The sequence below is a fragment of the Candidatus Stoquefichus massiliensis AP9 genome (genome assembly GCF_000455285.1).
Lineage (GTDB): Bacteria > Bacillota_I > Bacilli_A > Erysipelotrichales > Coprobacillaceae > Stoquefichus > Stoquefichus massiliensis.
Genome location: NZ_HG005288.1, coordinates 113,147 through 139,266, shown reverse-complemented (window position 1 = coordinate 139,266; position 26,120 = coordinate 113,147). Strand labels below are relative to the sequence as shown.

Annotated in this window: 27 protein-coding genes, 2 tRNA genes and 1 pseudogene; 22 read left to right on the top strand and 8 right to left on the bottom strand. The window is 30.1% G+C overall.

Going from position 1 to position 26,120, the window contains the following annotated elements; all coding sequences use genetic code 11:
- Positions 1–5: 5 nt before the first annotated feature.
- A complete protein-coding gene (locus BN350_RS08465) occupies positions 6–1,736 on the bottom strand; it encodes an ABC-F family ATP-binding cassette domain-containing protein (RefSeq protein ID WP_028043214.1) in 1,731 nt (576 codons plus the stop codon).
- A 161-nt stretch (positions 1,737–1,897) separates the two neighbouring features.
- Here BN350_RS08465 and BN350_RS08460 point away from each other — a divergent pair, with 161 nt between their 5' ends.
- A complete protein-coding gene (locus BN350_RS08460) occupies positions 1,898–2,569 on the top strand; it encodes a restriction endonuclease (protein WP_231385254.1) in 672 nt (223 codons plus the stop codon).
- A gap of 2 nt (positions 2,570–2,571) precedes the next feature.
- On the opposite strand, the gene BN350_RS08455 is transcribed toward BN350_RS08460, so the two are convergent.
- Positions 2,572–3,492 (bottom strand): hypothetical protein, encoded by a 921-nt coding sequence (locus BN350_RS08455; protein ID WP_028043212.1) that lies wholly within the window; start codon positions 3,490–3,492, stop codon positions 2,572–2,574.
- Between the two features lie 221 nt (positions 3,493–3,713).
- On the opposite strand from BN350_RS08455, the gene BN350_RS08450 reads away from it, so the two are divergent.
- The 3 genes from BN350_RS08450 (at position 3,714) to BN350_RS21310 (ending at position 7,155) form a co-directional block, all read left to right on the top strand.
- Positions 3,714–5,144, top strand: coding sequence for an amino acid permease (locus BN350_RS08450; protein WP_028043211.1), 1,431 nt, complete (start codon positions 3,714–3,716; stop codon positions 5,142–5,144).
- Positions 5,145–5,215: 71 nt separating this feature from the next.
- The gene (locus tag BN350_RS08445) at positions 5,216–6,535 is read left to right on the top strand and encodes a M18 family aminopeptidase (RefSeq protein WP_028043210.1); all 1,320 of its coding nucleotides are present in this window, start codon (positions 5,216–5,218) and stop codon (positions 6,533–6,535) included.
- On the top strand, positions 6,535–7,155 hold the full coding sequence (locus BN350_RS21310; RefSeq protein WP_231385253.1) for a hypothetical protein: 621 nt from the start codon (positions 6,535–6,537) through the stop codon (positions 7,153–7,155). Before BN350_RS08445 ends, BN350_RS21310 begins: the two co-directional genes overlap by 1 nt.
- Positions 7,156–7,215: 60 nt before the next feature.
- Here BN350_RS21310 and BN350_RS08435 read toward each other — a convergent pair whose 3' ends face one another.
- Positions 7,216–8,682, bottom strand: a complete 1,467-nt coding sequence (locus BN350_RS08435) for a L,D-transpeptidase family protein (protein WP_028043208.1) — start codon at positions 8,680–8,682, stop codon at positions 7,216–7,218.
- Between the two features lie 257 nt (positions 8,683–8,939).
- Between BN350_RS08435 and BN350_RS08430 the strand changes: the two genes are divergently transcribed.
- From BN350_RS08430 to BN350_RS08410, 5 genes are all read left to right on the top strand, one after another.
- A complete protein-coding gene (locus BN350_RS08430; protein WP_028043207.1) occupies positions 8,940–9,809 on the top strand; it encodes a hypothetical protein in 870 nt (289 codons plus the stop codon).
- A gap of 52 nt (positions 9,810–9,861) precedes the next feature.
- A complete protein-coding gene (locus tag BN350_RS08425) occupies positions 9,862–10,764 on the top strand; it encodes a helix-turn-helix transcriptional regulator (RefSeq protein WP_028043206.1) in 903 nt (300 codons plus the stop codon).
- A 59-nt stretch (positions 10,765–10,823) separates the two neighbouring features.
- Complete coding sequence (locus tag BN350_RS08420) at positions 10,824–11,567, top strand: GNAT family N-acetyltransferase (RefSeq protein ID WP_028043205.1); 744 nt, start codon at positions 10,824–10,826, stop codon at positions 11,565–11,567.
- Complete coding sequence (locus BN350_RS08415) at positions 11,560–12,204, top strand: GyrI-like domain-containing protein (RefSeq protein WP_028043204.1); 645 nt, start codon at positions 11,560–11,562, stop codon at positions 12,202–12,204. Before BN350_RS08420 ends, BN350_RS08415 begins: the two co-directional genes overlap by 8 nt.
- Before the next feature lie 92 nt (positions 12,205–12,296).
- Positions 12,297–13,241 (top strand): L-lactate dehydrogenase, encoded by a 945-nt coding sequence (locus BN350_RS08410; protein WP_028043203.1) that lies wholly within the window; start codon positions 12,297–12,299, stop codon positions 13,239–13,241.
- A 33-nt stretch (positions 13,242–13,274) separates the two neighbouring features.
- Here BN350_RS08410 and BN350_RS08405 read toward each other — a convergent pair whose 3' ends face one another.
- Together BN350_RS08405 and BN350_RS08400 are read right to left on the bottom strand one after the other, a co-directional pair.
- Complete coding sequence (locus BN350_RS08405) at positions 13,275–14,153, bottom strand: PfkB family carbohydrate kinase (protein WP_028043202.1); 879 nt, start codon at positions 14,151–14,153, stop codon at positions 13,275–13,277.
- A 47-nt stretch (positions 14,154–14,200) separates the two neighbouring features.
- Positions 14,201–14,392, bottom strand: a complete 192-nt coding sequence (locus BN350_RS08400) for a hypothetical protein (protein WP_028043201.1) — start codon at positions 14,390–14,392, stop codon at positions 14,201–14,203.
- Positions 14,393–14,499: 107 nt separating this feature from the next.
- Here BN350_RS08400 and BN350_RS08395 point away from each other — a divergent pair, with 107 nt between their 5' ends.
- The 3 genes from BN350_RS08395 (at position 14,500) to BN350_RS08385 (ending at position 16,326) form a co-directional block, all read left to right on the top strand.
- Positions 14,500–14,700, top strand: a complete 201-nt coding sequence (locus tag BN350_RS08395; RefSeq protein WP_028043200.1) for a helix-turn-helix domain-containing protein — start codon at positions 14,500–14,502, stop codon at positions 14,698–14,700.
- A 137-nt stretch (positions 14,701–14,837) separates the two neighbouring features.
- The gene (locus tag BN350_RS08390) at positions 14,838–15,173 is read left to right on the top strand and encodes a PadR family transcriptional regulator (RefSeq protein ID WP_028043199.1); all 336 of its coding nucleotides are present in this window, start codon (positions 14,838–14,840) and stop codon (positions 15,171–15,173) included.
- Complete coding sequence (locus BN350_RS08385) at positions 15,160–16,326, top strand: hypothetical protein (protein WP_028043198.1); 1,167 nt, start codon at positions 15,160–15,162, stop codon at positions 16,324–16,326. The genes BN350_RS08390 and BN350_RS08385 overlap by 14 nt, the downstream gene beginning before the upstream one ends.
- Positions 16,327–16,383: 57 nt before the next feature.
- Here the strand turns inward: BN350_RS08385 and BN350_RS08380 are convergent, their stop codons facing one another.
- Positions 16,384–16,725: a DUF1648 domain-containing protein gene (locus BN350_RS08380; protein ID WP_028043197.1), complete on the bottom strand. Its 342-nt coding sequence runs from the start codon at positions 16,723–16,725 to the stop codon at positions 16,384–16,386.
- A 71-nt stretch (positions 16,726–16,796) separates the two neighbouring features.
- On the opposite strand from BN350_RS08380, the gene BN350_RS08375 reads away from it, so the two are divergent.
- The 5 genes and pseudogenes from BN350_RS08375 to BN350_RS18790 form a co-directional block, all read left to right on the top strand.
- The gene (locus BN350_RS08375) at positions 16,797–17,702 is read left to right on the top strand and encodes a MurR/RpiR family transcriptional regulator (RefSeq protein WP_231385252.1); all 906 of its coding nucleotides are present in this window, start codon (positions 16,797–16,799) and stop codon (positions 17,700–17,702) included.
- Positions 17,703–17,839: 137 nt separating this feature from the next.
- On the top strand, positions 17,840–19,243 hold the full coding sequence (locus BN350_RS08370; RefSeq protein WP_028043195.1) for a family 1 glycosylhydrolase: 1,404 nt from the start codon (positions 17,840–17,842) through the stop codon (positions 19,241–19,243).
- A gap of 10 nt (positions 19,244–19,253) precedes the next feature.
- Complete coding sequence (locus tag BN350_RS08365) at positions 19,254–19,904, top strand: hypothetical protein (protein WP_028043194.1); 651 nt, start codon at positions 19,254–19,256, stop codon at positions 19,902–19,904.
- 214 nt (positions 19,905–20,118) lie between these two features.
- Positions 20,119–20,823, top strand: coding sequence for a C39 family peptidase (locus BN350_RS18795; RefSeq protein ID WP_049945538.1), 705 nt, complete (start codon positions 20,119–20,121; stop codon positions 20,821–20,823).
- Between the two features lie 180 nt (positions 20,824–21,003).
- Positions 21,004–21,261: pseudogene (locus BN350_RS18790) on the top strand (IS200/IS605 family transposase); the annotation flags it as partial.
- Positions 21,262–21,472: 211 nt separating this feature from the next.
- Here the strand turns inward: BN350_RS18790 and BN350_RS08350 are convergent.
- Both BN350_RS08350 and BN350_RS08345 read right to left on the bottom strand, forming a co-directional pair.
- Positions 21,473–21,546, bottom strand: a tRNA-Trp gene (locus tag BN350_RS08350).
- A gap of 1 nt (position 21,547) precedes the next feature.
- Positions 21,548–21,623, bottom strand: a tRNA-Glu gene (locus tag BN350_RS08345).
- 99 nt (positions 21,624–21,722) lie between these two features.
- Between BN350_RS08345 and BN350_RS08340 the strand changes: the two genes are divergently transcribed.
- The 5 genes from BN350_RS08340 (at position 21,723) to BN350_RS08320 (ending at position 26,089) form a co-directional block, all read left to right on the top strand.
- A complete protein-coding gene (locus BN350_RS08340; RefSeq protein WP_028043192.1) occupies positions 21,723–22,088 on the top strand; it encodes a hypothetical protein in 366 nt (121 codons plus the stop codon).
- Between the two features lie 84 nt (positions 22,089–22,172).
- Entirely contained in the window at positions 22,173–22,448 is a 276-nt protein-coding gene (locus BN350_RS08335) for an HPr family phosphocarrier protein (RefSeq protein WP_028043191.1), read from the top strand.
- 106 nt (positions 22,449–22,554) lie between these two features.
- On the top strand, positions 22,555–24,861 hold the full coding sequence (locus BN350_RS08330; RefSeq protein WP_028043190.1) for an anaerobic ribonucleoside triphosphate reductase: 2,307 nt from the start codon (positions 22,555–22,557) through the stop codon (positions 24,859–24,861).
- Entirely contained in the window at positions 24,851–25,369 is a 519-nt protein-coding gene (gene nrdG, locus BN350_RS08325) for an anaerobic ribonucleoside-triphosphate reductase activating protein (protein WP_028043189.1), read from the top strand. The genes BN350_RS08330 and nrdG overlap by 11 nt, the downstream gene beginning before the upstream one ends.
- Before the next feature lie 72 nt (positions 25,370–25,441).
- Positions 25,442–26,089, top strand: a complete 648-nt coding sequence (locus BN350_RS08320) for a putative ABC transporter permease (protein ID WP_028043188.1) — start codon at positions 25,442–25,444, stop codon at positions 26,087–26,089.
- Positions 26,090–26,120 lie beyond the last annotated feature (31 nt).

Sequence of the window (26,120 nt, the reverse complement as noted above, 5' to 3'; positions counted from 1 at the left end):
TTTTCTTATTGTGATTGTTCTTCTTTCTCAAGTAATTCCATCCATCTTTCACTACTGATTTCAATATCTTTTTCTAACTGTTCTCTTTTTTGTGTCAGTGTTTGAATATCCTGAAAATCAGTCATATCATTTAATTTAGTATCAATATCTTTTAATTGTTGTTCTAGAGTAGGAATCAGTTCTTCTAAATTTTGCAATTCTTTTTTTTCATTGTAAGAAAGTTTGATTTTTCTTTTCTTTTGATATTGAACATTATCTTTTTTCGTTTTCTGAGTCGTATCAGAAATAGAAATCAACTCACTATATCCACCATTATGATATGTAATCTTTTGATCTTTAAATACAAATAAGCCATCACAGATCCTATCTAAAAAATAACGATCATGAGATACAGTTATAACAATTCCCTGAAAATGATCTAAATAATCTTCTAATATTTGTAAAGTCATAATATCTAAATCATTAGTAGGTTCATCTAATAATAAAACATTAGGAGCTTCCATTAGTATCTTTAATAGGTAAAGCCTTCTTTTTTCACCACCAGATAATCTTTCAATAGGTGTATATTGCATTTGTGAATCAAATAAGAATTTCTCACACATCTGTTTAGCAGTTAATTGTCCATCACTAGTATTTAAGATATTTGCTGTTTCTTTAATATAATCAATAACTCTCAATGATGCATCCATATCACCATGTCCTTGTTTAAAATAACCAATCTTAACAGTATCACCAATTATAATGTGTCCTTCAGTTGGTTGTATCAGACCAGCTATTATATTTAATAAGGTTGATTTTCCACATCCATTTTTACCTAAAATACCAATTCTATCATTTTTTTTCACATGATAAGAAAAAGGATAAAAGAGTAATTGATTATACCTCATAGAAACATCTTCTATTTCAATTGTTTTCTTTCCTAATCTTGAAGAAACAGATACCATTTGTATATTTTGAATCTTTTGAATATCATTTTGATTATTTAATTCTTCAAATCTTTGTAAACGATCTTTACTCTTTGTAGAACGTGCTTGTACACCCGCTCTGACCCATTCTAATTCTTTCTTTAAAAAGAGTTTTCTTTTTCTTTCAGTAGCCAATTCTGTTTCTTCTCTTTGCGCTTTTAATTCTAAAAAGCGAGAATAGTTTGCTTCATATTCAAAAATTTTACATCGATCTAATTCAAATATCTTATTTGTAATTCTTTCTAAGAAATAACGATCATGAGTCACCATGAAAATAGCTTTATTAAACTTGATTAAATATTTTTCTAAATACTCAATCATTTCATTATCAAGATGATTGGTAGGTTCATCTAATAATAAAAGATCACATGGTTTTAACAAAGTAATAGCTAAAGCAACTCGCTTTTGCTGGCCACCTGACAATTGACCAATTGTTTGCTTATAATCAGTAATTCCAAATTTATTTAAAATAGCCTGAACTTCATAATCAGATACAGTCTTATCAACATACTGATAAACTTGTTCAATCACAGTTAAATGATCTTTAAATTCTGGATTTTGTGGCAAATAACTTATTTGGATATCTTTCTTTCTTAAAATATCACCAGTACATTTTTGAATTCCAGCTAAGATTCTTAAAAGTGTTGACTTTCCAGTACCATTAATACCAATCAATGCGATTTTATCTTGTGGTTGAATAGTAAATGAAACATCATCTACAATGCATTTTAAATTATTATAATGTGTTATATGTGTAGCAGTTATTAACATAAGCATTCTCCTCATCTTGTCTTATTTATTTTATCATGACTTTTCCTTTTGTAAATACTAGATTGTGATATAATGACAGATAGAAAAGAAATGGGATTGGTGATATGGTGAAAATATTGAGATTTATATTGAAGATTCCTTTTTATATAATAAAAGGAATCGTGAAAATAGTATTAATGATATTGCAGATGATATTTGGATTTTTGTTTGGCTGGATACCAGATATGAATGATCGGATGAGTGGTGAAGAATTTGAACAGTATGTTCAGGAAATTCTTAAAAGAAATGGATATAAGCATGTCAAATTAACAAAAAGAAGTGGAGACTATGGTATTGATATTTTAGCTGAATATAAAGATATACATTATGCTTTTCAATGTAAGTTTTATCATAAACCTGTAGGTGTTGCGGCTGTTCAGCAGGCATATTCTGGCTGTCAGTATTATGAATGCGATCAGGCTGTTGTTGTGACCAATCATCGTTTTACTGCTCAAGCGATTGCATTGGCACAAACAAATGATGTTGTTTTATGGGATGGAGATTATTTAGAACGTTTAAAAAGAAAAGCCAATGCGCGTTCTTTATTTCGTCGAAAGAAAGATTTAACAGCATTGCCTATTCATCCCTACGAGCCAGTTATTGAAGTCTTATTAGAACATGGTTATGCATCTATTGAACTTCTTGAAGAATATTTGAATTATAGTGAAGAGAAAGCTTTTTATATTTTAGATGATTTAGAATTTCATGATTTGATTTCTGAAGTGGATGAATATGGTCATAGAGAACTCTACTTCACATCTTATGAAGAGGTTATTCATCAATTAAAGGATTAGATTTATTCTTTTCCCTGATATGATATTAAAAAAGCAAATATGATAAGTAAAGCAAAACCAATGGCTATTAAAAATGGATAAATAGGCAATAGTTCTGACTGAATAATCATTGGTAAGATAGTAATAGCGCCGATTGGTGGGAAAAAGATTTGGAAATAATAAATACAAAGAAGGAGAATAACTGTTGCTATTGTAACAACGAATAGAATAGAAATCTGATTTTGAATTGTGAAATAATATCTAAGATATGCACTTATAAAAGCCATAAAGACAGTGAATATATAAAGCTTAGGAGCATTGCTTCTGAGTTTTTTATGATTTCCACTTAATTCAAAAAATGCAACGATAAGCGGTGGGGCAATAAGTAAGCGATTCTCTAAACGAATAGCTAGAAATCCAAGAACAGAAACAACGATAAATCTCTTAATAAATAAAATACATTCATGCTGATAATCAAATTGTACAGGGACATAATGATATGCATGGCAAAGTTCCTTTTTTTGTAGAACAATTTGTACCAGAACAATAATGACTGACATGATAGTTGCAGAAATTGGATATATCCATGATTCAGTTCCCATTAATATAGGAAGAATACAGGCAGAGATTAAAGGTGCAAATGTTGTTTTCGAAATGATTAAACCAATATTACAAAATAGAAAAGCAATCATAACTTTATAAGTTAATGATATATGTAAATATCTGACCATTGAGACACCTATAATGGCATAAATCATAATTAAAATGACTAATTTTATAGGTGATGTTTTCCAGACTTGTTTTGGAACTAACCAGGCACCTATTGTTAAAGCAGTGATTTCTGGAAAGATAATTTCTGGTTCATTGAGAAGTTGGGAACATCCAACCATAAGACATACCATAATTAATGTAAGTATATAGGGAATTAAATTGTATTTTTTCATATGATCATCCTTTTCATTTGTTTTATTCTACACATGAAAATTCTAAAAATCAACAATGATTTTCTTATTGTGATAAAAAAGTATAAAATGATAGCAAAAAAAGGGTACTTTTGTTATAATAGAAAACTGTCGCAAGGTATTTTGTTTGTACAACTGTACAATTTATTACGTATCTTGTGATGGTTCATAAATAGTTTTTTAAATAGAAGGAGGTTATAAGAGTGTCAGATTCAAAAAAAATCGTTTGGTATAACCTTGCATTTATGGCATTTTCAACTGTCTGGGGTTTTGGAAATGTTGTGAATGGGTTTATATACTTTAACGGTATTCAAGTTATTTTTAGCTGGGTTTTAATGTTTGCATTGTATTTTGTGCCTTATGCATTAATGGTCGGTGAATTAGGTTCAGCTTTTAAAACTGCTGGTGGTGGAGTAAGTTCTTGGATTCAAGAAACGTTGGGTTCTAAACTTGCATATTATGCAGGATGGACTTATTGGGCTTGCCACATTACTTATATTGCGAGTAAGGGAAGTGGTGGTTTAAAGGCTTTAAGTTGGATGGCTTTTCAAAATGGAACAACTTTTGCGACATTTGATACAAGACTTATTCAATTTGCTACACTTGCTATCTTTTTGTTTTTCTGCTGGGTTGCAAGTCGTGGTTTAAATCCTTTAAAGAAACTTGCAACAATTGCAGGAACAAGTATGTTCATCATGTCTATTCTATATATTTTAATGATGTTTGCTGCACCAGCAATTAATCCAAATGGTGGATATTTACATATGGATTTTAGCTGGAAAAATTTAATTCCACAATTCAATATGGGATATTTCACATCATTGTCTATTTTAGTATTTGCTGTTGGAGGATGTGAAAAAATTTCACCTTATGTTAATAAGGTGAAAGATCCATCTAAAGGATTTCCTAAAGGTATGATTACTTTAGCAATTATGGTTATGGTTTGTGCTATTTTAGGTACAATAGCAATGGGTATGATGTTTGATCCTGCAGATATTGCAGCTAACTTTGATGCATATAATGCTAATGGGGCTTATTGGGCTTTCCAAAAACTTGGTAATTATTATGGTATGGGTAATGTATTAATGATGATTTATGCTGCATGTAATGCTATTGGTCAATTCTCTACATTAGTTATTTCTATTGATGCACCACTTCGTATGCTATTGGATAATGAAAATGCTCGTCAATATATCCCTACGAAATTATTAAAGAAGAATAAATATGGTGCTTACATTAATGGTATTTGGATGGTTGTTGCTTTATCAGGTGCTATTATCTTAATTCAGGCATTAGTACCTAGTGCTGATGGTGTTTTAACACAATTAACAAAATTAAATTCAGTGACAATGCCATTACGTTATTTATGGGTATTTGTTGCTTATATTGCCTTACGTAAAGCAAAAGACAAATTTAATCCTGAATATAAATTTGTTAAAAATCAAGGGTTTGCAATGACTGCAGGTGTTTGGTGCTTTGTTGTGACTGCTGCATGCTGTTTATTTGGTATGTATAAAGAAGGCGATATGTTTACAACTGCTTTAAATATTGTGACACCAATTGTATTAGTTGTTTTAGGTTTAATTATGCCTGCTATAAAAAAACGTGAAAAAGTCAATACTATAAGTGAATAATATCTCAACATATCCTTTTGGTTTAACAAAAGGATATGTTATAATATACGCAAATATGGAGGTATAAGTGTATGTATAAAGAAATGTCTAAGGAATTACTTTCTTTTATTCAAAAAAGTCCTACTGCATTTCATGCTGTAGACCAAATGAAAACAATTTTAAAGGAAAATGGATATCAGGAATTACTAGAAGGGCAAAAATGGCACATTCAACCTGGTCAACGTTATTTTGTAACAAGAAATAATTCAAGTTTAATAGCCTTAAATTTAGGTAGCCAACTTGAAAAGTATAGTTTTAATGTAGCTGCTTCACATAGTGATTCACCAACATTTAAATTAAAAGAAAATGCTGAAATAGAAGTCAAGAGTAAGTATACTCAATTAAATACAGAAGGCTATGGTGGAATGATCTGTTCTACATGGTTTGATAGACCACTTTCAATTGCTGGTAGAGTATTAGTAAAAGATGGAGAAAACTATATCACACATTTATTAAAGATTGATCGTGATTTGGTTTTAATTCCGAATGTTGCTATTCATATGAATCGTACTGTCAATGACGGATATGCTTATAATAAGCAAGTGGATCTATTGCCATTGTTTGGAGCTACACAAACAAAACCTGGAGATTTAAAAAAATTAATTGCATCAGAACTTGGTGTGAATGTTGCAGATATTTGCAGTGAGGATTTATATCTTTACAATAGAATGGCTCCTTCTGTATGGGGTGCTCATGAAGAATTTATTTCATCTCCTCAATTAGATGATTTACAATGTGCATTTACATCTTTACAAGGGTTTCTTAGAGGATCGAATGATCAATCTATCAATGTTTTTGCATGTTTTGATAATGAAGAAGTTGGTTCAGGAACAAAGCAGGGTGCGGGATCAACTTTCTTATATGATGTATTACATCGTGTCAATCATGCATTAGGAAAAGATGAAGAAGATTATTATCGTGCATTAGCATCTAGTTTTATGTTAAGTGCTGATAATGCTCATGCTGTTCATCCTAATCATCCAGAAAAAACAGATGTCAACAATTGTGTTTATATGAATGAAGGCGTTGTTGTAAAAGCTCATGCTGGACAAAAGTATACAAGTGATGGTGTGAGTGTGGCTGTTTTTAAGGGATTATGTGAAAAAGCTGGTGTTCCTGTGCAATTCTTTGCAAATCGTTCTGATGTTGTTGGAGGAAGTACTTTAGGAAATATTGCTATGGCACAAGTTTCTATGAATAGTGTTGATATTGGATTGCCACAGTTAGCTATGCATTCTTGTTATGAAACAGCTGGAATTAAAGATACATATTATATGATTCAAGTTATGGAAGAATTCTTTAATAGTCATATAGAAGAAACAGATGCTCATATATTAAAGGTTACAAAGTAATGAAAAAACAAGATCAACTTTTTGATGAAAATCAGTTAAAAGTTAAAGAATTAAATGAGATTAATTTTGAATTGTTTCATGATCTTCAAAAATATGTTTTTCAGCATCAAAAAGATATTGTTAAATCAAATATTATTTTATCAGCTATTTTAGATCAGATGAATCAATCTCAAAAACCTATTGTGATATCAAAGGGTATGAAAAATTATGTTTCTCAGATTGAAAAATCAATCAATATGAAAGAACAATTGCAAATGATCAAAAAACAATCCATAGATAAGTTTACTATTTCAGGATTATGGCAGACAATGTGTAGTTATATAGTTTTGTTATTTATTAAAGAGTTAATAACTGGACATTATCTTATTCATTTTTCAATTGACATGCTTGTTTCCATTGTTGCATTCTATATTGCGTTACATAATATAATGAATGAATATAAACTGATACAAAGATTTCAAATGACAAAAAAGCCAATCATTATGATTGCCTGTACTTTGATTGTTGCATTATTTGTTGCTGTCATTGGAGCAAAAAGTCCATTTGATGTTTCATTTGTAATATTAGTGATAGGATATATAGTGAGTAAAAAGATGTTTGAAAACGAATTTAATATATAAAGGAACTGTAACGATTCAATAGTTTTCACTATTGAAAGGATGCAGTTCCTTTTCTTTTGTTTAGTAATAACAAACAACTGGAATATTTACTTTGACCATATCATAAAGTGCAGCAGCAATATTTAAAGGAAGATTGACACAGCCATGAGATCCCTTGGTAAAATATATATTGCCACCAAATCGAGATTGCCAAGTCGCATCATGAAGACCAATTCCACCATTAAATGCCATCCAATAGGCAACAGGTGTTTCATATTCAGGTTTCCCGTTTGCTTGAATTTCTCCTCTTAACACACGATTTCTCTGCATAAAATAAATGTAATATGTTCCTCCAGGCGTTTTCTTGTTTGGATCACTAGGCAATCCTGTGACAACATCAGATTCTAAAACAACCTTCCCATTTTTAATAAACCACATATGTTGTTTCGTCATATCAATTTCAACAAATGTCTTTCCTAATCCACCATTCTCATACGAAGACTGAATTCCAGTCACAACAGGTTTTCTAGTCTCATGTTTATTCGCCTTGATATCTGCTAATAAACCATTGATTTCTTTTTCCTGATTTAATTTATATCCATAATTACCACCACTTACAGTTTTCTTACCATTAGCGCCTGTAAATGTTTTTGCTTTTCCAATAATATTAATCTTGGTTGCAAGTTCTTTAACAAAATCAGTTGCTTGTTTTTTAAATTCATCTTCACTATAATAATAGTGACCACTTTCATCAATAGATAACCAACTCATGAGTGTATTACCATCTAAAACTATATCTCCACTTGTTGTTTGATAAGTAATAGATGCTTGACAATACTTTTGGGCAATCTCAAGAAGTTCTTTGAGTTTATCATCATCAGCAGTTATCTTAGGCTCTACATATCCATAGATATCTTTCACATTGATTTCTGTTTTTTGTTCACGAAAAGCCTCTAAAATTCCTTTGATAAGATTCTCTTCATTAATTTGTGTACCATAAGATTCTTTTATAATAGAAAATTGTTTATCTTTATATTCTACTTTTGCATCAATAGGTTTTTCCTGTTGATCATGCAAATGTTTCAAAGTATTCAAATGATTTTTTAATTGCTCTTCATTAACAGTAAAAACATTTTCAATTTCAATATTTGTCTTAGTAAAGAAATGAGTAAACCATAACCATGAATTCTGTTTCTTTAACGCTTGTGAAACATCATTATCTTGATTAAAAATAATACCACAATCTTCTTGTTGAATGATTTCTTTTTCCCCGTCAATGAAAGTCAAGGTTAACTTCTGATTTTTAATCTTATCCTCTAATAATTGACTTGCCTTATTAGCTGATAAACCAGCAACTTGTATATCATTAAGTGTTGTTTGTGGCATAAACTTATCATGATAGTAATAACATCCCAAAGCATACCCTCCTACAATGATTAAGATAATACCAATAATAACAGGTTTATAATAAATTTTCTTTAAACGAATACGATGCTTTATTTTTTTTTGTGATTGATTCACTTGTGTTTGATTTTCATCTTCTGTCATGTTTGTCATCCCCTTATTTGACATTATTTACTTTGAAGTATAGGTAGTTTATTATGAAAAGTCAAGGCTATCATAAGGAAGCAAAAGGTTCCTTGATGATTTTACATATTTTCATTTTGTAATTTGTAGAGAATGAAAATGTATTGTCATTTATGCACATAAATGAGAGATAAGAGTTTTTGATAAAGAATGAAAATGATTTGTATAGAAAGGTTATTCATGACATAATATAAATAGAGAAAGTTGAGGGATAATATATGAGAAAGTTAGTCTTGATTTTATTGACAATCATATTTTCTTTAAATCTAATGGGATGTGAATCAAAATCTAAAGTCACTGATGATCCAGCAAGTGTTATTGAAAATACACGTTTTTCAGAAGGGTTTGATGAATTAGGGCTTTTTTGGAATTGCCAATTTGATAATATGTATATTTCCGTTATCTTTAAAGAAGATAATCCAAAGAAATATTTTGCTCAACATAGTTTACAAATATCACAAATTAAATCAATTCAGATTTATCCAGATAAAGATAAAACTGGTGAGTTTATTTATATGATTTATGATAAAGGAACCTTTCAAATTGACCAAAATGATATTAAGGAATTTCAGGATCAGGGGAGATTAGAAGCTTATGAAACATATCAAAAAAAGATTAATGATTTATCATTAACAAACGAAGATATAGGGAATTGGATGATCACATATTTCAATGAAAAAGTACGTTCTCAATTAATATCTCAGGTACAGAAAGAAGCTGATGAATTAATTTTAAGAATGAAAAAGAAAGGGTATGAATATCAAAAAGAAGATAGTGGTAGAATACTTATTTTATCTGATAAAGAACCTTATACTGTTGTGATTAGTGTGAATAGCTGCATGATTGTTGACAAGAAAATGAATTTAGATGGTGGATTAAAAACTGGATATATGTATAATGCGACATTAGGATCAGTTGGTTATATCAAAGATGATCAAGTGATGATAAGTTATCGTTATCAAGATAATACTGTTTTGCAAGGGAAACCATCACAAACGCAATATAGAGAATTTATGAATGTTAAAAAATGGTATGATCAATTTTTAGTAGAACTCAATACTGATACAGCAACTTTAGAGAATCTTTAAACTTGATAGGATAACTATCAAGTTTTCCCTTTATAAGAAAGCAGGTGGAATAATGGCATCAGGAAGACTATTTGAAATTCTATATTATTTAATAGATGTAAAGCAGACAACGGCTCAACAGTTAGCAGAACGTTTTGAAGTTTCGGTAAGAACAATTTATCGTGATTTAGATCGTTTATTGGTTGCAGGTATTCCTATTCAAACATCACAAGGAGTAGGTGGTGGAGTTTCTATTGATTCACATTTTGTTTTGGATAAAACATTATTAAATCATCAAGAACAAGAGCAAATATTATCTGCATTGCAGGGGCTATCATCATTGCATATTAATGAATATCAAGATTTATTAGGACGTATGCAAAATATCTTTCAAAAAAACAGTCAAGATTGGATTGAGGTTGATTTTACTTCATGGCATCAGGATAGTGAAATGAATGATAAGTTCCATCAAATGAAAGAAGTCATTTTAAAACATCAGATTATTTCTTTTGATTATATCAATATACATGGGGAACCAAGTCATCGAACTGTATTTCCATTAAAGATATTTTTTAAAGGAAATGCTTGGTATTTACAAGCTTATGAAAAGAGTCGTTCTGTTTATCGTACTTATAAACTCACACGGATGCATCATATTGATATCAAAGAAAATTTCTTTGATATCAATATATTGGAAGAACAGCCCCCAATACGAGCATATCATGAAGAAACATGTATGATTGGTGTTGTATTTAGGTTTCAAAAATACTTAGGTAGTTTTGTTTATGATGAATTTGAATATAAAGATATTGAAGAGAAAGAAGACTGTTATATTGTGAGGACACAAGTCCCTGAGCATCAGTGGCTTTTATCTTTTGTATTATCTTTTGGAAGTGGGGTAGAAATTATTGAACCAATTGAGTTAAGAGAGAAGCTTAAGGATGAGATTAAGAAAATTATGAAACTATATATATAAACTTGACATACCTTGTCATATTTGTTTTGTTATAATGTTCTTGAAAGGAAGGGTTATATATGGAAACAATCACATTAACACATGAAAATATAGAAAAGGAACATATCTGTTGTGCTATCGCTAACAATAAAGATATCCAAGTTCAATCCAAAAAAGAATGGTTAAATCAGCAGTTTGATGAAGGGTTGGTTTTTACGAAAATGGATGTGAGAGGAAAATGCTTTATAGAGTATATTCCTATTGAAAATGCTTGGGCGGCTATTCAGGGAAGAGATTTGATGTATATAGATTGTTTATGGGTTGCAGGAAAATTTCAAGGAATGGGATATGCAAAGACTTTATTAGAATCATGTCAAAAAGATAGTCTAGAAAAAGGTAAAAAAGGTTTAACAATTATTTCGTCAAAGAAAAAGAAAGGTTATTTAATGGATTATAAGTTTTTAACAAAACATGGTTTTTATAGTGTAGATACTTGGAATGATATTTATGAACTCATGTTTTTACCACTAACTGAAGATTATGAAGAACCTCGTTTTGCAGTGAAGCCAATAGAAACAGATGGCTTGGTTTTATACTATACGCATCAATGTCCATTTAATGCAAAATATGTCCTTGCTTTAAAAGAATATTGTGATGAACAAAATATACCATTACAGATTCAACATATCCAAACAAAAGAAGGTGCTCAAAATGCACCAACACCACTGACAACATACAGCTTGTTTTATAATAAAAATTTTATAACACGCGAAGTTCAAAATGTAAAAAGATTTGAAAAATTATGGGGTGAAATTCATGAATAAATTAGATTATAAAAAAGCGTATAAAGATATTTATATGCCTGCCACAAAACCTACATTAATTGATTTGCCCACTATTCAATACGTTTGTGTTGATGGTAAAGGAAATCCAAATACATCTCAAGAATATAAAGAGGCAATTGGTATTTTATATGCAATTTCATATGCTATTAAGATGAGTCCAAGAAAAGGTACAGAACCAGATGGATATTTTGAATATGTTGTACCACCATTAGAAGGATTATGGTTTGGAGAAGAAGGTTATTTTGATGGAACGTGTATTATAGATAAAGATAAATTTCATTGGCGTTCGATGATTCGTTTACCAGAGTTTGTAACACGCGATTATTTTGAACAAGTGAAAGCACATGTAAGTTTGCAAAAACCTGAACTTAATGTAAATAAAGCTATTTTTTTAGAATATGATGAAGGATTATGTGTACAAATTATGCATAAAGGAAGTTATGATGAAGAACCAGCAAGTGTCATGAAAATCAATCAATTTATAGAAGAACATGATTTATTGATTGATATCAATGATACACGATTACATCATGAAATATATCTTAGTGATCCTAGAAAATCTAAAGTCGATAATTTAAAAACAGTGATTCGACATCCTGTTAAAAGAAAGGTATAACATGAGTTATATCTTTCTTTTAATTTTATGAGCGTATGATTTGAAAATTATAAAGAAATAATTATACTAAAAGGGAAAGAGGAGGCAATATTATGGTTAATATGCAAAAGGTAGCAGTCATTGGATGTGGATTTGTAGGAGCAACATCTGCATTTAGTTTAATACAAACTGGTTTATTTTCAGAAATGGTTCTCATTGATGCTAATCATCAGAAAGCAGAAGGTGAAGCTATGGATTTAAGTCATGGTAGTGCTTATTTAACACCTATGAATATATATGCAGGTGATTATGATGATATTGTTGATGCAGGATTAATTGTGATTACTGCTGGAGCAAATCAGAAACCTAATGAGACAAGATTAGATTTAGTGAAAAAGAATGTTTCTATTTTTAAAAGTATTATTCCTGAAATTAAAAATAGAAATTGTGAAGGTATTTTATTGATTGTATCTAATCCAGTTGATATCTTAACTTATGTAACATTAAAACTTTCAGGTTTTCCAGCTCATCGTGTCATTGGTTCAGGAACTGTATTAGACACAGCAAGATTAAAATATGTTTTAGGGCGTCATTTACAGGTGGATCCACGTGATGTTCATGCTTATATTATTGGTGAACATGGAGATAGTGAGTTAGCAGTATGGTCTGGTGCGCAAGTGGCAGGTATTCATATTAATCATTTCTGTGAATTGAGAGGACATTTTAATCATCAGGAAGCAATGGAAAGATTAGCACAAGAAGTGCGTGATAGTGCATATGAAATTATTGAGCGAAAAGGTGCAACTTATTATGGAGTTGCAGTGGCGGTAAAGAGAATAGCAACGGCTATTGTGAAAGATGAACACGCTGTTTTGCCTATTTCTAGTTTAATGAATGGTGAATTTGGATTGAATGATATCTGCTTAAGTATTCCAACAGTTGTTGGTCAAAAAGGTGTTGAGAAAGTTGTTGATATTTATTTAGATAATGAAGAAAATGAAAAATTACAAGAAAGTGCAAAAGCTTTAAAAGAAGTTTTACAAGGTTTAGAATTATAATTGATTCAGAGTAGATAAAAATGTACATGATAATTAATCATGTACATTTTTCAGTGATGCCCCTTTTTGACTCACAACTTCAGCAGCTGTAAGATTTGCATTGTTAAGCGTATCACGCCAGGGTAAATAGAAAGCCCGACTTGCAAGAATTGATCCAATATGACTATCACCGGCCCCAATAGTATCAACGACTTGACATTCAAAGGCACTACTATAGAGTGATTCATCTTTATCATAGTAAAAACTTCCATCAGCCCCTAAAGTGACAATGACAGGACGGTTGGTAAACTGAAATAACATTGCAGCTGCTTTATGAAGATCATCTTGTTTTGTATAAGATAATATTTCGCTTTTATTCAAATGTAAAATAGGATGCAATGCGAATATTCTTCGCAATTTTTCTTCATCGATGTCATGTATACGTGGACCAGGTGCAAAATAGATAGTAAAATGAGGATTCTTTTCTAAAAAATCTATAATCAAATTTCCACTTGTTTCTTCTATTTCTAATCCACATATATAAACTTGTTCATATAATGAAGTATCTAATTGATGGAACCATTCTTCATGATAAAAATATTCTGCTCCATGTTCACATATAAAAGTTCTTTCTCCACTGTCATCAACTAAACAATAACAACAGCCATTTCTTTGTTCAGTTTCAATGAGTATAGGAATCTTATTCTCAATAAAATGTTCTCTCACAAAATTCCCATAAATACCAGTACCAATTGGTGAAAAAAGATCGAATGGAATTTGATGACGTCTCAAAACATTTGCAACATTATAAGCGCATCCACCCATTGTCAATTCCTGACTGATGATATTTTCATCTTCTGTTTGTCTTGGAATACGATGCAAACGAATAATAACATCACAGACACTAGAACCAATAATTAAAGTTTTTTTCATATTGACACTCCCTTTGCCAATCATTATATCACATTCATAAATAGAAACTAGTGATCTTCATAAAGATGCTGGTTAATTTTAAAGTATAAAGTTTGAAAATCTCTTTTCATGATTTCTAGTGGCCCAATGATTTCTGCCTGTTCCATTGTTGAACATGCTATTGACAACATATCAATCATTTCTATAGCTTGTCCTAAGTGTGTTAGTGTTTCATCTAACAATTCTTGATTTTTGTCCATTTTGATCACCCCACTTCCACTTCTTATTATAGAATATTGCCAAATATTCGGCAATATCAAATATTGAAACATCTCTTTATAATGAAATTAAGAGAGGAGTTTTTAATATGATTTCTTTTCAACCATTTTTTGATACACTTAGAGACAGAGGGATTTCTCAATATCAATTAATTCATGAATATCATGTAAGTACAGGAACATTAGATGCTATTCGAAAAAATAAAAGCATGACATTAAATACAATTGCTGATTTATGCCTAATATTGAATTGTGAAATTCAAGATATAGTCAAAATAGAAAAGCCATAAATGTTATCATTTGATGACTTTTTTAGTTTTAACCATATTCATATTGAATATACAATGGATAATTTATTTAGCTACTTTACAAAACTAAGTAGCTATGTTATTATAATAGTACTTAATAATACATAGTAGGTGATGTTATGGAAGAAACACAATTGCTTAAAGGAATACTTGAGGGATGTGTATTGAAATTAATTTCTGAAAAGGAAACATATGGATATGAACTCATCTCTCAACTTAATGAATACGGCTTTGCAGGTATTCAGGAAGGAACACTTTATCTTGTTTTAAATAGATTAGAGAAAAGACAGTATATAACATGCCGTATAGGTAGATCACCATTAGGGCCTAGGAGAAAGTATTTTTCTATTACGGAGTATGGAAGAGAATATTTAATAGAATTTGAAAAATCTTATGATAAGATTACTTCTCAAGCAAATCGAATATTCAGGAGGGGAAATGATGTTATATCATAAAAACATTGAAAATAAATTAGTTGGTCATTATTTAGAAACCTATGAAGAAATAAAAGGGCTATGTCATAATCTTTCATTTTTTATGAATGATGATGGTTATTATCAAATCACTATTCTTGATGAAACTTTAGATTTATTATTAGAAGCACAAAGCCATCATCAACCTGTAGAATATGTTATAGGAGATAATCTTCAGAAATTCATGTCTTTACGTTATAAAGAATGTTCACAATATCAGTTTTCGTATGGACTTATGGGAATAATCTTTTGTATATTATTTTTTGGATTAGATTATCTCTTTCCAAATGCATTTCTTTACCCATATATGGAAACAAAATATTTCATTTTCTTATTATTACCCTTAATCACAAAGTTATTGTATTTATTAAATCAGAATATCTGTTTAAAGATGTTTTTTCAAATTAAGAAATCAATACGTGAAACGTTTTCTTATATATTGTTTACAAGTGAAAGTTTGTTATTGGTGGGGATTATGGTTTATGAGTTATATCATATGCAGACAAACATGATTATATATAATATATTATTTTTCTTTGTTATCATTTATATTATTTATAGTCGACGTAAGAATCAGGATGGGGGATTGTTAGAGTGGATTAAGCGCATATCCCAAATGAATACTATTTATACTATTTTTGTAATGGAAATCATCATTTTACTGATATGTTTTGTATGGATATCAAGATATATTTCACCTTTAATAACAACAGGCACATTTCAATGGTTTATACCAATATTATGTCTTGTTTGTTTAACAATATTACCATTAAGAGGATTAAACAAAGCAAAGATTCATTATAATATGAGTCAAGAATTATTACTTGATCAGTATTTATCACATTGTCAATTTTTAATGACAAGGCGCAAACTGACAAATGATATACTTTTGACTCGCAAAGAATATTTTATCAAACTTCAAAAGAAGCATCATCTCTATAAAATATTATATCCAGTTATTATTCTATTATTATTATTATTATCATTTATCATGTTTATGACTTCATTTCAATTGAGTGTATTTTATATTGTCATTATTGGATATACAATATATGGGGTATATAATCTTTATAAATATGCTTGTATTATGTATAAAATTGATAATATTTGTGATATGGCAAATGAATATATATAATTATCCGAATTGTAAAAGAGGGAAATAGTCTTATTAAAGATATTCCCTCTTTTAGAATCAACAGAGTATACGCACAATGAAAAAACTTGAAATACAGATAATACAAATAAAATAAATCGTATGATAGAATAATGGATATTTTTTGAAAATATCTGTGTTAAATCCACCTGACTTCAATCTATAATCAAAAGTATAAAGTAACTGGATAATCACAACAATAAACCATATTACAATTATAGAAACTTTGGAATCATAACGATCTATATTCCCTGATAAATTGATATGAATACCTATGATATCTGGTATAGCAGTCCATTGTATAATCATAATCATACCAACAATAATAAGCATAGTCCAAGTTAAATACTTGAAAGTTAATTTTAGTTGATGTGTATTCATAAAATTCACTACTCCTTTATCACTATCATTATAACATATGATTTTGACAAAGGGAAAGAATTTAGTATACAATGAAAGAAATAGAAAAGAGTGATTATATGTTTATTGAACAGAAATTAGAACAGGTTAAATTATCATCGTCACAACAAGCTGTTGCAGATTATTTAATCAGTCAAAGAAGACTTATCAAAGATATGACAATCCTTGAATTAGCAAAAGAAACTTATACATCAACTGCTACAGTTATTCGCTTAGCAAAAAAATTAGGCTATCAGGGTTTTGATGATTTAAAAAAAGATTATTTAAAAGAAATCGAGTATCTAGACACACATTTTTGCAATGTTGATCCTAATTTTCCCTTTGAACGGGGAGATAATATTCAGCAGATTGCTTATAAAGTGACTCAGGTTGCTGATGAGACAATTCATGATACATGTTCATTAATTGAACATGATTCATTACAAAAAGCTGTGTATTTATTGAAAAATGCAAAGAAAATTCATTTATGTGCCATTTCTTACTGTTTAATGTTAGGACAGATTTTTAAAATGGATATGTTAAGAATTGGTAAAAATGTAAATATTTATGATATTAGTGGTGATGAATTGTTTTTGCCTGCTATTGTTGAAGAGAAAGATTGTGTTATTTTTATTTCTTATTCAGGGCAGATAGATAAATTATGTTTACTTGCAAAAATATTAAAACAAAAAGGGATTCAGATTATTGTGATTTCTGCTTTGGGGCAAAATGAATTAAAACAATATGGTGATGTTGTTTTAAATATTTCAACAAGAGAGAAACTTTATTCTAAAGTGAAGGGTTATTCTAATGAACTGAGTGTTTTAATGATTTTAGATATTTTATATTCTTGTTATTATGCATTGGATTATGAGGGGAATAAGAAAAAAAGACAAGCTATTTCAAAATCATCTGAATACAATAGATTTTCTACATTAGAAGTGATGAAAGAAGATTAGCGTACATGTGTAACGCTTTTCTTTTCTTTTTATACAAAAAAACGTTATTCCTTTCCTGTTTTACTGTGAGATATTTATAAAAAGAAATATTTTTATATAATAGATTTATTAAAATACAGGAGAAAGGACTGAAAAGAATGAAAGAAGATTTTTTATGGGGTGGAGCATCTGCCGCCAATCAATATGAAGGAGGTTATGACCAAGGGGGAAGGGGTCTCAGTATTAATGATGTTGAACTTGCAGCGAGCCATGGACATGAGCGTATGATTCATGAGAACATTCAGAAAGAATATTATTATCCAAGTCATCAGGCAACAGATTTTTATCATCATTATCATGAGGATATTGCTTTAATGGCTAAAATGGGATTTCAATGTTATCGCATGTCTATTTGCTGGTCTAGAATTTATCCTCATGGTGATGATGAATTACCAAATGAAGAGGGATTAAAATTTTACGATTGTATATTTGATGAATTATTAAAATATGGGATAGAACCAATCGTAACTTTACATCATTTTGAAATGCCTTTAGCATTGGTTAAAAAATATGATGGCTGGCGAAGCAGGAAATTAATTGATTTATCAGTTAAATATGCAAAAACAGTTATGCAGCGTTATCAGCATAAAGTCAAATATTGGATTACATTTAATGAAATCAATTCATTGTTTATTGCCAGAACACCATGGCATCAAGCAGGTATTGTGTATCATGAAGATGAAAATAAAACGGATATTATGTTTCAAGCAGCACATTATCAACTTGTTGCCAGTGCGAAAACGATTATTGAAGGAAGAAAAATAAATCCAAGATTTCAATTTGGAAATATGATTTTATATAATTGCTGTTATGCAATGACATGTCATCCTCTTGATCAAATGATGCTTCATAATAAATTGTTACCCATTTATTATTTTTCAGATGTTCAAGTGAGAGGTTATTATACAAATACATGCAAGGCATATCAAAAAAGAATGAATGCTCATTTTGATATTGATGAAGAAGATGCAGATATTTTAAAAGAAGGAACTGTTGATTTCTATAGTTTTAGTTATTATTCTTCACTAGTAGAGGGAAGAGAAACAAATCAGAGTGCGGATGGTAATTTATTAGATGGAGGAAGAAATCCTTATTTAAAAACAACTGATTGGGGATGGCAAATAGATCCTTTAGGCTTAAGATTATCTTTAAACTATATTTATGATCGTTATCAAATTCCCTTATTTGTTTCAGAAAATGGATTGGGAGCCATTGATCAATTAGAAAATCAGACTGTTTATGATGATTATCGTATTGATTATCTGCGCCAGCATATACAATGTTTAAAAGAAGCGATAGAAGAAGACTATGTTGATTGTTTTGGTTATACAATGTGGAGTCCTATTGATATCATTTCTGCAGGAACAGGAGAAATGAAAAAAAGATATGGTTTTGTTTATGTTGACTATGATGACTTAGGGCAAGGAACAGGACAGCGTTACCCTAAACAATCCTTTTACTGGTATCAAAAAGTTATTCAAACAAATAGTGAAGAATTATAGGAGGAGAAAGATGTTACATTATTTACCAGGCTGTGATGTATTTAAAAATCATCCAGAAGCGAGCTTGAAAATACAAAAATATATGAAAAAACATCATATTATGATTGACAAGTGTTGTCGTGTAAAAGAATCATTTTTAACAAATGAGGATACAATCATCATGAACTGTACATTGTGTGAACTTGTTTTAAAAGAAACTCATCCCAATACAAAACAAATCAGTCTTTATGAATATGTTTTAAATGATCCTGATTTTCCATATATTAATCACAAGGGTGAAAGTATTATTATTCAGGATTGTTGGCGTACAAAAGATAATCTTTCTTTACAAAATGCTGTACGACTTTGCCTTCAAAAAATGAATTTTACAATTATTGAAATGCCTGAAAATTATAGTTATACAAAGTACTGCGGTGTTTGGTTAAACAATTATCCTTCGCAAGATTGTATAGATGTTGCACCTTATACAATGAAAAAAATCATAGAAAATGATATTCATCTCTTATCGGAAAGTGAGCAATTACATCATATGCAACAATGGTGTCAGCAATATTCATTTGATAAGATTGTGGTTTATTGTAATGGTTGTGAAAAAGGTATTAATTTGGGTGGAAAACAGCCTCTTCATATGATTGAATTATTAGCAGAAGCGTTATTTTAAAATTAAATATTTTACATGAATAGAAAAATGAAAAAGTTTGTTTAAGTAGACAATTACGAACTGTATTAATTTACAGATTTTGAACCTTTTATATATAAAATACTACACTTTTTTCCATATAAAGACAAGTTTTTAATTGTCTACTTTTCCAAAGTATTTCTTTTTAGTTGATGATTATGAGCAAAATCATCATATACATAGAAGGGAATACAATATGAATAAGTTTAAAAGTGTTATAGGAATTATTATTTGTATAAGTTTATTTGGATGTACAACTGATGAGTGTGTTCAAAATAGTCAGTATGAAGATGAAAGCATTTTAAATCAACAATTAATCTTAGATAATAAACAAATAGACGTGGAATGTATTTTACAAAACCCACAACTTCCTACAGGATGTGAAATAACATCTTTGACAATGGTTCTTAATTACCATGGATTTTCAATAAATAAAATAGATTTAGCAGAGAATTATTTAAAAAAGGGAAAGATTGGTCAGACAGATTTTGAGAAAGCGTTTGTTGGTGATCCTAAGGATCAACATTCTTATGGCTGTTATGCACCTGTTATTGTTGATTGTGCAAATCAATATTTAAAAGAAAAAAAGGTTTCTTTAAAAGCCATTGATTATACTGGATCATCTATTGAAGAATTATATCATTTTATTAATCAGGGTATCCCTGTTATTGTATGGGCTACAATAAATATGGCAGAACCTTATCCTTCTATAAAATGGACTGTTGATGGCAATGAATTACAATGGATATCCAAAGAACATTGTTTAGTATTGACAGGTTATGATAAGATAGAAAATGTTGTCTATTTAAGTGATCCCCTTAAAGGAAATATAGGTTACGATGCAACAATCTTTGCAAAACGATATGAGCAAATGTTTTCACAGGCAATCATCATTAAATGATGATTGTTTTTGTCTATAAAGACTTTGGATTCGTCAAATATTTATGAAATATATTTGCTTATTATGATATAGTATGGGGGCGGAAGTTTTCGAGGATGAGATGAATATGCATGTGGCATGTATCTTTGTTTTGTGCTTTCTTTATTCTACTGAAAGGAGTCTATTATAAGGATTTATCTTCTGATGATGGTTGATAGACATGCTAATCTGAAATATCTGTATGGGAATAGACATTTCTAGGCAGAAGTGTATTATGTAAGCACAGTTGGATTAAATGATCAGACAGTTGCAAAATATATAAGAGAGCCGGAAGGTCATGATATAGCGATGGATAGATTAAGTGTGAAGGAATACAAGGATCCATTTGAAGAAAAGGAAGTGACAAAGGAAAAGAAAAAAGAGAAAAAGAAAGGAAAGCAAAAAAACTTTGAGGGATAGTGAGAGTCGAAAGCAGCGCCCTTGAGACGCGAATAAGTAGCAAAAGAAAACCACGCCTTTTAGACGTGGTTTTTATTGAGCAATATTTCTAATAAGTTAAAGGATATTTTATTTGTTGATTGTATTGCTAATATATATCATATGATGTAATAAACAAGCATAATGATCACTATATATGAAAAAAGAGCGATTATTCGCTCTAATTGTTTGATGGCAGGGGCGGCAGGAATCGAACCCGCGTCCACGGTTTTGGAGACCGATGCTCTACCATTGAACCACGCCCCTATGGTGACCTGTACGGGATTCGAACCCGTGAATGCATGCGTGAAAGGCATGTGAGTTAACCGTTTCTCCAACAGGCCATTTTCTGTTGCTTTGATATAATAACATATAAAAAAAAGAAAAGCAATAGAAAAAGTGTAGAAATAATGATATTATAGTAGGGTATTGGAGGAAATGATATGTTTGGATTTGGTAAAAAAATAGAAATTAAGAAATTGGATATTAATGAGGGTTATCGTCGTTATGTAAAGAATCCTGATAAGATTGTTATTATTTGTGCTGATGAAGTGAAAGATTATGATAATTTGCATATTGCTGATGCTGAATGTTTACCACTTAGATTAATGGATAAATTTGAAGAGTATTATCCTGAACAGGATTTGATTTATTATGTTTATGCAATTAATCCAGCTATTAGTGAAAGAGCATATAAAAAGATTGCCAAAAAAGGCTACCATGTTTATGATTTGGGAGGATATGTTAATTATCATGAAATAGAAGAAGGATTAAATGCAAAGAAAAGAAATAGAAGAAGAAAGAAATAAATTTTTATTTTGAGTGCATATTTTTTAACTCTTGGAATATGTTTATGATATAATGTAGATATGAAGTAAGGGAGGTAATCATATATGGCTCAAATTTTAAAGTTTACAGTGACAGATCCAGTTGGACTCTATGCAACTCCTACTACAGAACTTGTTAATGCTGTAAAGCAATTTCATAGTGATGTCACATTACGTTATGGTAACAAGGAAGTTAATTTAAAAAGTATGATGGGTGTTTTGTCTTTAGGTATTCCAACGAAAGCTAAACTAGAAATTACTGTTTCTGGTGGTGATGAAGGACAAGCCATTGAAACGATTAAAAACAAGATTAATGAACTTGGTATTTCAACAATTGAATAATAAAGAAGAGAGATACTTTCGAGTATCTTTTCTTATTGTATCATTCGTATGAATTGATTAAATATATTAGATATGAGATACTTAAAATAGTGCAAGGAGGTTACATATGATTGAGTATATAAGAAAAAGAGATGGTCGTATGGATCATTTTGATGTCAATAAGATAGCGGGAGCCATCTATCGTGCTTTTCAAGCAACAGAAGCAAAATATGATTTAGATACAGCCATTGCAGTTGCAAAAGAGGTTGAAGGAAAGTTAGAAGCGCGACATACAGAATTACCAACAGTTGAATTGGTTCAAGATACTGTTGAGGAAACGTTAATTGAAAAAGGTTATGTAAGAATTGCTAAAGCTTATATTCTTTATCGCGCTGAGCGTACACGTTCACGTGATCGTAAGTCACGTTTAATGAGAACAATGGAAGAAATTACTTTTCAGGATGCAAAAGATAGTGATTTAAAGAGAGAAAATGCAAATGTGAATGCTGATGCTCCAATGGGAACAATGCTAAAATATGGTGCTGAAGCAGCAAAACAATTTAATGAAATGTTTGTGTTAAATCCGCTTCATAGTGCTGCTCATAAATCAGGTGATATTCATATTCATGATATGGATTTTTTAACATTAACAACAACATGTACACAAATAGATATCATTCATTTATTTAAGAATGGTTTTTCAACTGGGCATGGTGTATTAAGAGAACCTAATAGTATTACAACTTATTCAGCTCTAACTTGTATAGCTATTCAATCTAATCAAAATGATCAGCATGGTGGACAGGCAATTGTCAATTTTGATTATGGTATGGCTGAGGGTGTTAAGAAATCATATAAGAAATGGTATTACAAAAATTTGAAGAAAACTTTAGAATTACTTACAGATTTATCAGTAGAAAATATTCTTATAAAAGTAAAGTCAATAATTCCTTTTCCATCTTTAGAAGATCAGGGATATCTAGAAAAAGAAAAATTGATTCTTGAAGATTTTGGAATAAGTACACAACTTATTGAAAAGATACAGACTTTTACTGTTAAAGAAACATATGAAGAAACAGATAAAGAAACATATCAGGCAATGGAAGCTTTAATTCATAATTTAAATACAATGAATTCAAGAGCAGGGGCTCAAGTTCCTTTTAGTTCTATTAATTATGGTATGGATACATCGCCAGAAGGTCGTATGGCTATTCGAAATGTCTTATTGGCAACAGAAGCCGGTCTAGGTGGAGGAGAAACACCAATCTTTCCAATACAAATATTTAGAGTTAAAGAAGGAATTAATTATAATGCAGGTGAACCTAATTATGATTTGTTTAAATTAGCTTGTCGAGTTTCAGCAAAACGTTTATTTCCTAATTTCTCATTTGTTGATGCTCCATTTAACTTACAGTATTATAAAGGGACACCAGAAACCGAGATTGCTTATATGGGGTGTAGAACAAGAGTTATTGGAAATGTTTTTGATCCAAGTAGAGAGATTTGTCCGGGTAGAGGTAATTTAAGTTTTACTTCTATAAATTTACCACGTTTAGCTATAAAATCTAAAGGTGATATCGATGAGTTTTTTGAGAAATTAGATAAAATGCTTGATTTATGTATTGATCAATTATTAGAAAGATTTGAGATTCAATGTAAAAGACATGTTAGAAATTATCCATTTTTGATGGGACAAGGAGTTTGGATTGATTCAGAAAAATTAAAATCTACAGATGAAGTAAGAGAAGTTTTAAAACATGGGACATTAACAATTGGTTTCATTGGTTTAGCAGAAACATTGAAATCATTGATTGGATATCATCATGGTGAAAATGAAAAGGCTCAAGTTTTAGGATTACAGATTGTTGCACACATGCGTAAACATGTTGATGAAGCAGCACAAAAATATAAGTTGAACTTTTCTTTAATTGCAACGCCAGCTGAAGGATTGTCTGGTCGTTTTGTAAAATTGGATCGTGCTATTTATGGGAAAATTGAAGGTATTACAGATCGTGAATATTATACAAACAGTTTTCATGTTCCCGTTTATTATGAAATAAGTGCATATGATAAAATTCAAATTGAAGGTCCTTATCATGCTTTGACCAATGGTGGGCATATTAGTTATATTGAAATGGATGGTGATCCTACAAAGAATCTGCCTGCCTTTGAAAAAGTTGTAAGAGCTATGCATGATGCCAAGATTGGCTATGGAGCTATTAATCATCCTGTTGATAGAGATCCAGTCTGTGGCTATAATGGTATTATTGATGATGTTTGTCCAAAGTGTGGACGTCGCGAAAGTGAACATGATGGCTTTGAAAGAATAAGAAGAATTACTGGCTATCTGGTTGGAACAATAGATCGTTTTAATGATGCCAAACGTGCTGAAGAAGCTGATCGTGTCAAACATGGATTAACATATGAAGATTAGATTATATGGAACTGTTAATGATTCTATTGTTGATGGACCAGGGTTAAGATATTCGGTTTTTACTCAAGGCTGTTTGCATCACTGTCCAGGATGTCATAATCCTAAGAGTCATGATTTACAAGGGGGATATCTTGAAGATACTGATGTGATTATGGCTGAGATTTTAAAGAATCCTTTGTTAGATGGAGTAACTATTTCTGGAGGAGAACCATTTTTACAGCCTGTTGCATTGGTTGAACTTGCAAAAGGGATTAAGCAGCATGGTTTACATTTGATGATTTATAGTGGCTATACTTATGAGGAAATATTGGATTTAGGAGAAAATGAAAGAAAGTTATTATCACTTTGTGATGTGTTGGTTGATGGATGTTTTCTGATTGGACAAAGAAGTTTAAGCCTTTTGTATAAAGGATCAGCTAATCAACGAATCATTAATATTCAAGCTTCTTTAAAAGAAAAATGTGTGAGTATACAAAAGATAAATGATTATGGAGAATTTATTGAATAAATAGATTCTTCTTTTTCTCATTGATTAGACATATAAATAGTGATATAGTATGTCAAAAGTGAGGAGGATATGATGAATATTAAGACATTTGCAAAGGGATATAATATTTATAAATTAATTTGGATATTTTTGAGTTGTTCTTTTATTGGATCAATCATTGAAATGATTTGGTGTTATTTTACAATGGATAAATTAATGAGTCGTAGTAGTTTGTTATATGGACAGTTTTCTATTGTTTGGGGAATGGGATGTGTTTTATTAACAATTTTACTTCATAATATGGAAGGGAAAAGAGATTTATCAATATTTTGTGTTGGCACATTAGCTGGTGGTATATATGAATATATATGTGGTTTATTGGCAGAAGGATTATTTGGTGTACGCTTTTGGGATTATAGTGATATTCCTTTTAATATAGATGGTCGTGTTAATCTTTTGTTTTGTTTTTTCTGGGGCTTAATAGCTGTTGTATGGGTACAGAATATTTATCCTTTTTTATCTCAATATATTGAAAAGATTCCAATGAAAATAGGAAAACCATTAACATGGATATTAGTTGTATTTATGATTTATAATATGAGTGTTTCAGCATTGGCATTGATCCGTTCATATCAGCGTCATCTCAATATTTCACCCAATTCTTGTATATCTGAATACTTAGATGAAAATTATCCAGATGAATATCTTGAAAAAAGATATCAAAATATGAAACCAAAATAAAGACTTGGCTAAACTTGCCAAGTCTTTAATT

What these genes read in the sequence shown, in the direction of transcription:
- BN350_RS08465 (WP_028043214.1), bottom strand. Translation starts at nt 1,736, where the DNA reads ATGTTAATAACTGCTACACATATAACACATTATAATAATTTAAAATGC.
- BN350_RS08455 (WP_028043212.1), bottom strand. Translation starts at nt 3,492, where the DNA reads ATGAAAAAATACAATTTAATTCCCTATATACTTACATTAATTATGGTA.
- BN350_RS08445 (WP_028043210.1), top strand. Translation starts at nt 5,216, where the DNA reads ATGTATAAAGAAATGTCTAAGGAATTACTTTCTTTTATTCAAAAAAGT.
- BN350_RS21310 (WP_231385253.1), top strand. Translation starts at nt 6,535, where the DNA reads ATGAAAAAACAAGATCAACTTTTTGATGAAAATCAGTTAAAAGTTAAA.
- BN350_RS08435 (WP_028043208.1), bottom strand. Translation starts at nt 8,682, where the DNA reads ATGACAGAAGATGAAAATCAAACACAAGTGAATCAATCACAAAAAAAA.
- BN350_RS08430 (WP_028043207.1), top strand. Translation starts at nt 8,940, where the DNA reads ATGAGAAAGTTAGTCTTGATTTTATTGACAATCATATTTTCTTTAAAT.
- BN350_RS08425 (WP_028043206.1), top strand. Translation starts at nt 9,862, where the DNA reads ATGGCATCAGGAAGACTATTTGAAATTCTATATTATTTAATAGATGTA.
- BN350_RS08420 (WP_028043205.1), top strand. Translation starts at nt 10,824, where the DNA reads ATGGAAACAATCACATTAACACATGAAAATATAGAAAAGGAACATATC.
- BN350_RS08415 (WP_028043204.1), top strand. Translation starts at nt 11,560, where the DNA reads ATGAATAAATTAGATTATAAAAAAGCGTATAAAGATATTTATATGCCT.
- BN350_RS08410 (WP_028043203.1), top strand. Translation starts at nt 12,297, where the DNA reads ATGGTTAATATGCAAAAGGTAGCAGTCATTGGATGTGGATTTGTAGGA.
- BN350_RS08405 (WP_028043202.1), bottom strand. Translation starts at nt 14,153, where the DNA reads ATGAAAAAAACTTTAATTATTGGTTCTAGTGTCTGTGATGTTATTATT.
- BN350_RS08400 (WP_028043201.1), bottom strand. Translation starts at nt 14,392, where the DNA reads ATGGACAAAAATCAAGAATTGTTAGATGAAACACTAACACACTTAGGA.
- BN350_RS08395 (WP_028043200.1), top strand. Translation starts at nt 14,500, where the DNA reads ATGATTTCTTTTCAACCATTTTTTGATACACTTAGAGACAGAGGGATT.
- BN350_RS08390 (WP_028043199.1), top strand. Translation starts at nt 14,838, where the DNA reads ATGGAAGAAACACAATTGCTTAAAGGAATACTTGAGGGATGTGTATTG.
- BN350_RS08385 (WP_028043198.1), top strand. Translation starts at nt 15,160, where the DNA reads ATGTTATATCATAAAAACATTGAAAATAAATTAGTTGGTCATTATTTA.
- BN350_RS08380 (WP_028043197.1), bottom strand. Translation starts at nt 16,725, where the DNA reads ATGAATACACATCAACTAAAATTAACTTTCAAGTATTTAACTTGGACT.
- BN350_RS08375 (WP_231385252.1), top strand. Translation starts at nt 16,797, where the DNA reads ATGAAAGAAATAGAAAAGAGTGATTATATGTTTATTGAACAGAAATTA.
- BN350_RS08370 (WP_028043195.1), top strand. Translation starts at nt 17,840, where the DNA reads ATGAAAGAAGATTTTTTATGGGGTGGAGCATCTGCCGCCAATCAATAT.
- BN350_RS08365 (WP_028043194.1), top strand. Translation starts at nt 19,254, where the DNA reads ATGTTACATTATTTACCAGGCTGTGATGTATTTAAAAATCATCCAGAA.
- BN350_RS18795 (WP_049945538.1), top strand. Translation starts at nt 20,119, where the DNA reads ATGAATAAGTTTAAAAGTGTTATAGGAATTATTATTTGTATAAGTTTA.
- BN350_RS08340 (WP_028043192.1), top strand. Translation starts at nt 21,723, where the DNA reads ATGTTTGGATTTGGTAAAAAAATAGAAATTAAGAAATTGGATATTAAT.
- BN350_RS08335 (WP_028043191.1), top strand. Translation starts at nt 22,173, where the DNA reads ATGGCTCAAATTTTAAAGTTTACAGTGACAGATCCAGTTGGACTCTAT.
- BN350_RS08330 (WP_028043190.1), top strand. Translation starts at nt 22,555, where the DNA reads ATGATTGAGTATATAAGAAAAAGAGATGGTCGTATGGATCATTTTGAT.
- nrdG (WP_028043189.1), top strand. Translation starts at nt 24,851, where the DNA reads ATGAAGATTAGATTATATGGAACTGTTAATGATTCTATTGTTGATGGA.
- BN350_RS08320 (WP_028043188.1), top strand. Translation starts at nt 25,442, where the DNA reads ATGAATATTAAGACATTTGCAAAGGGATATAATATTTATAAATTAATT.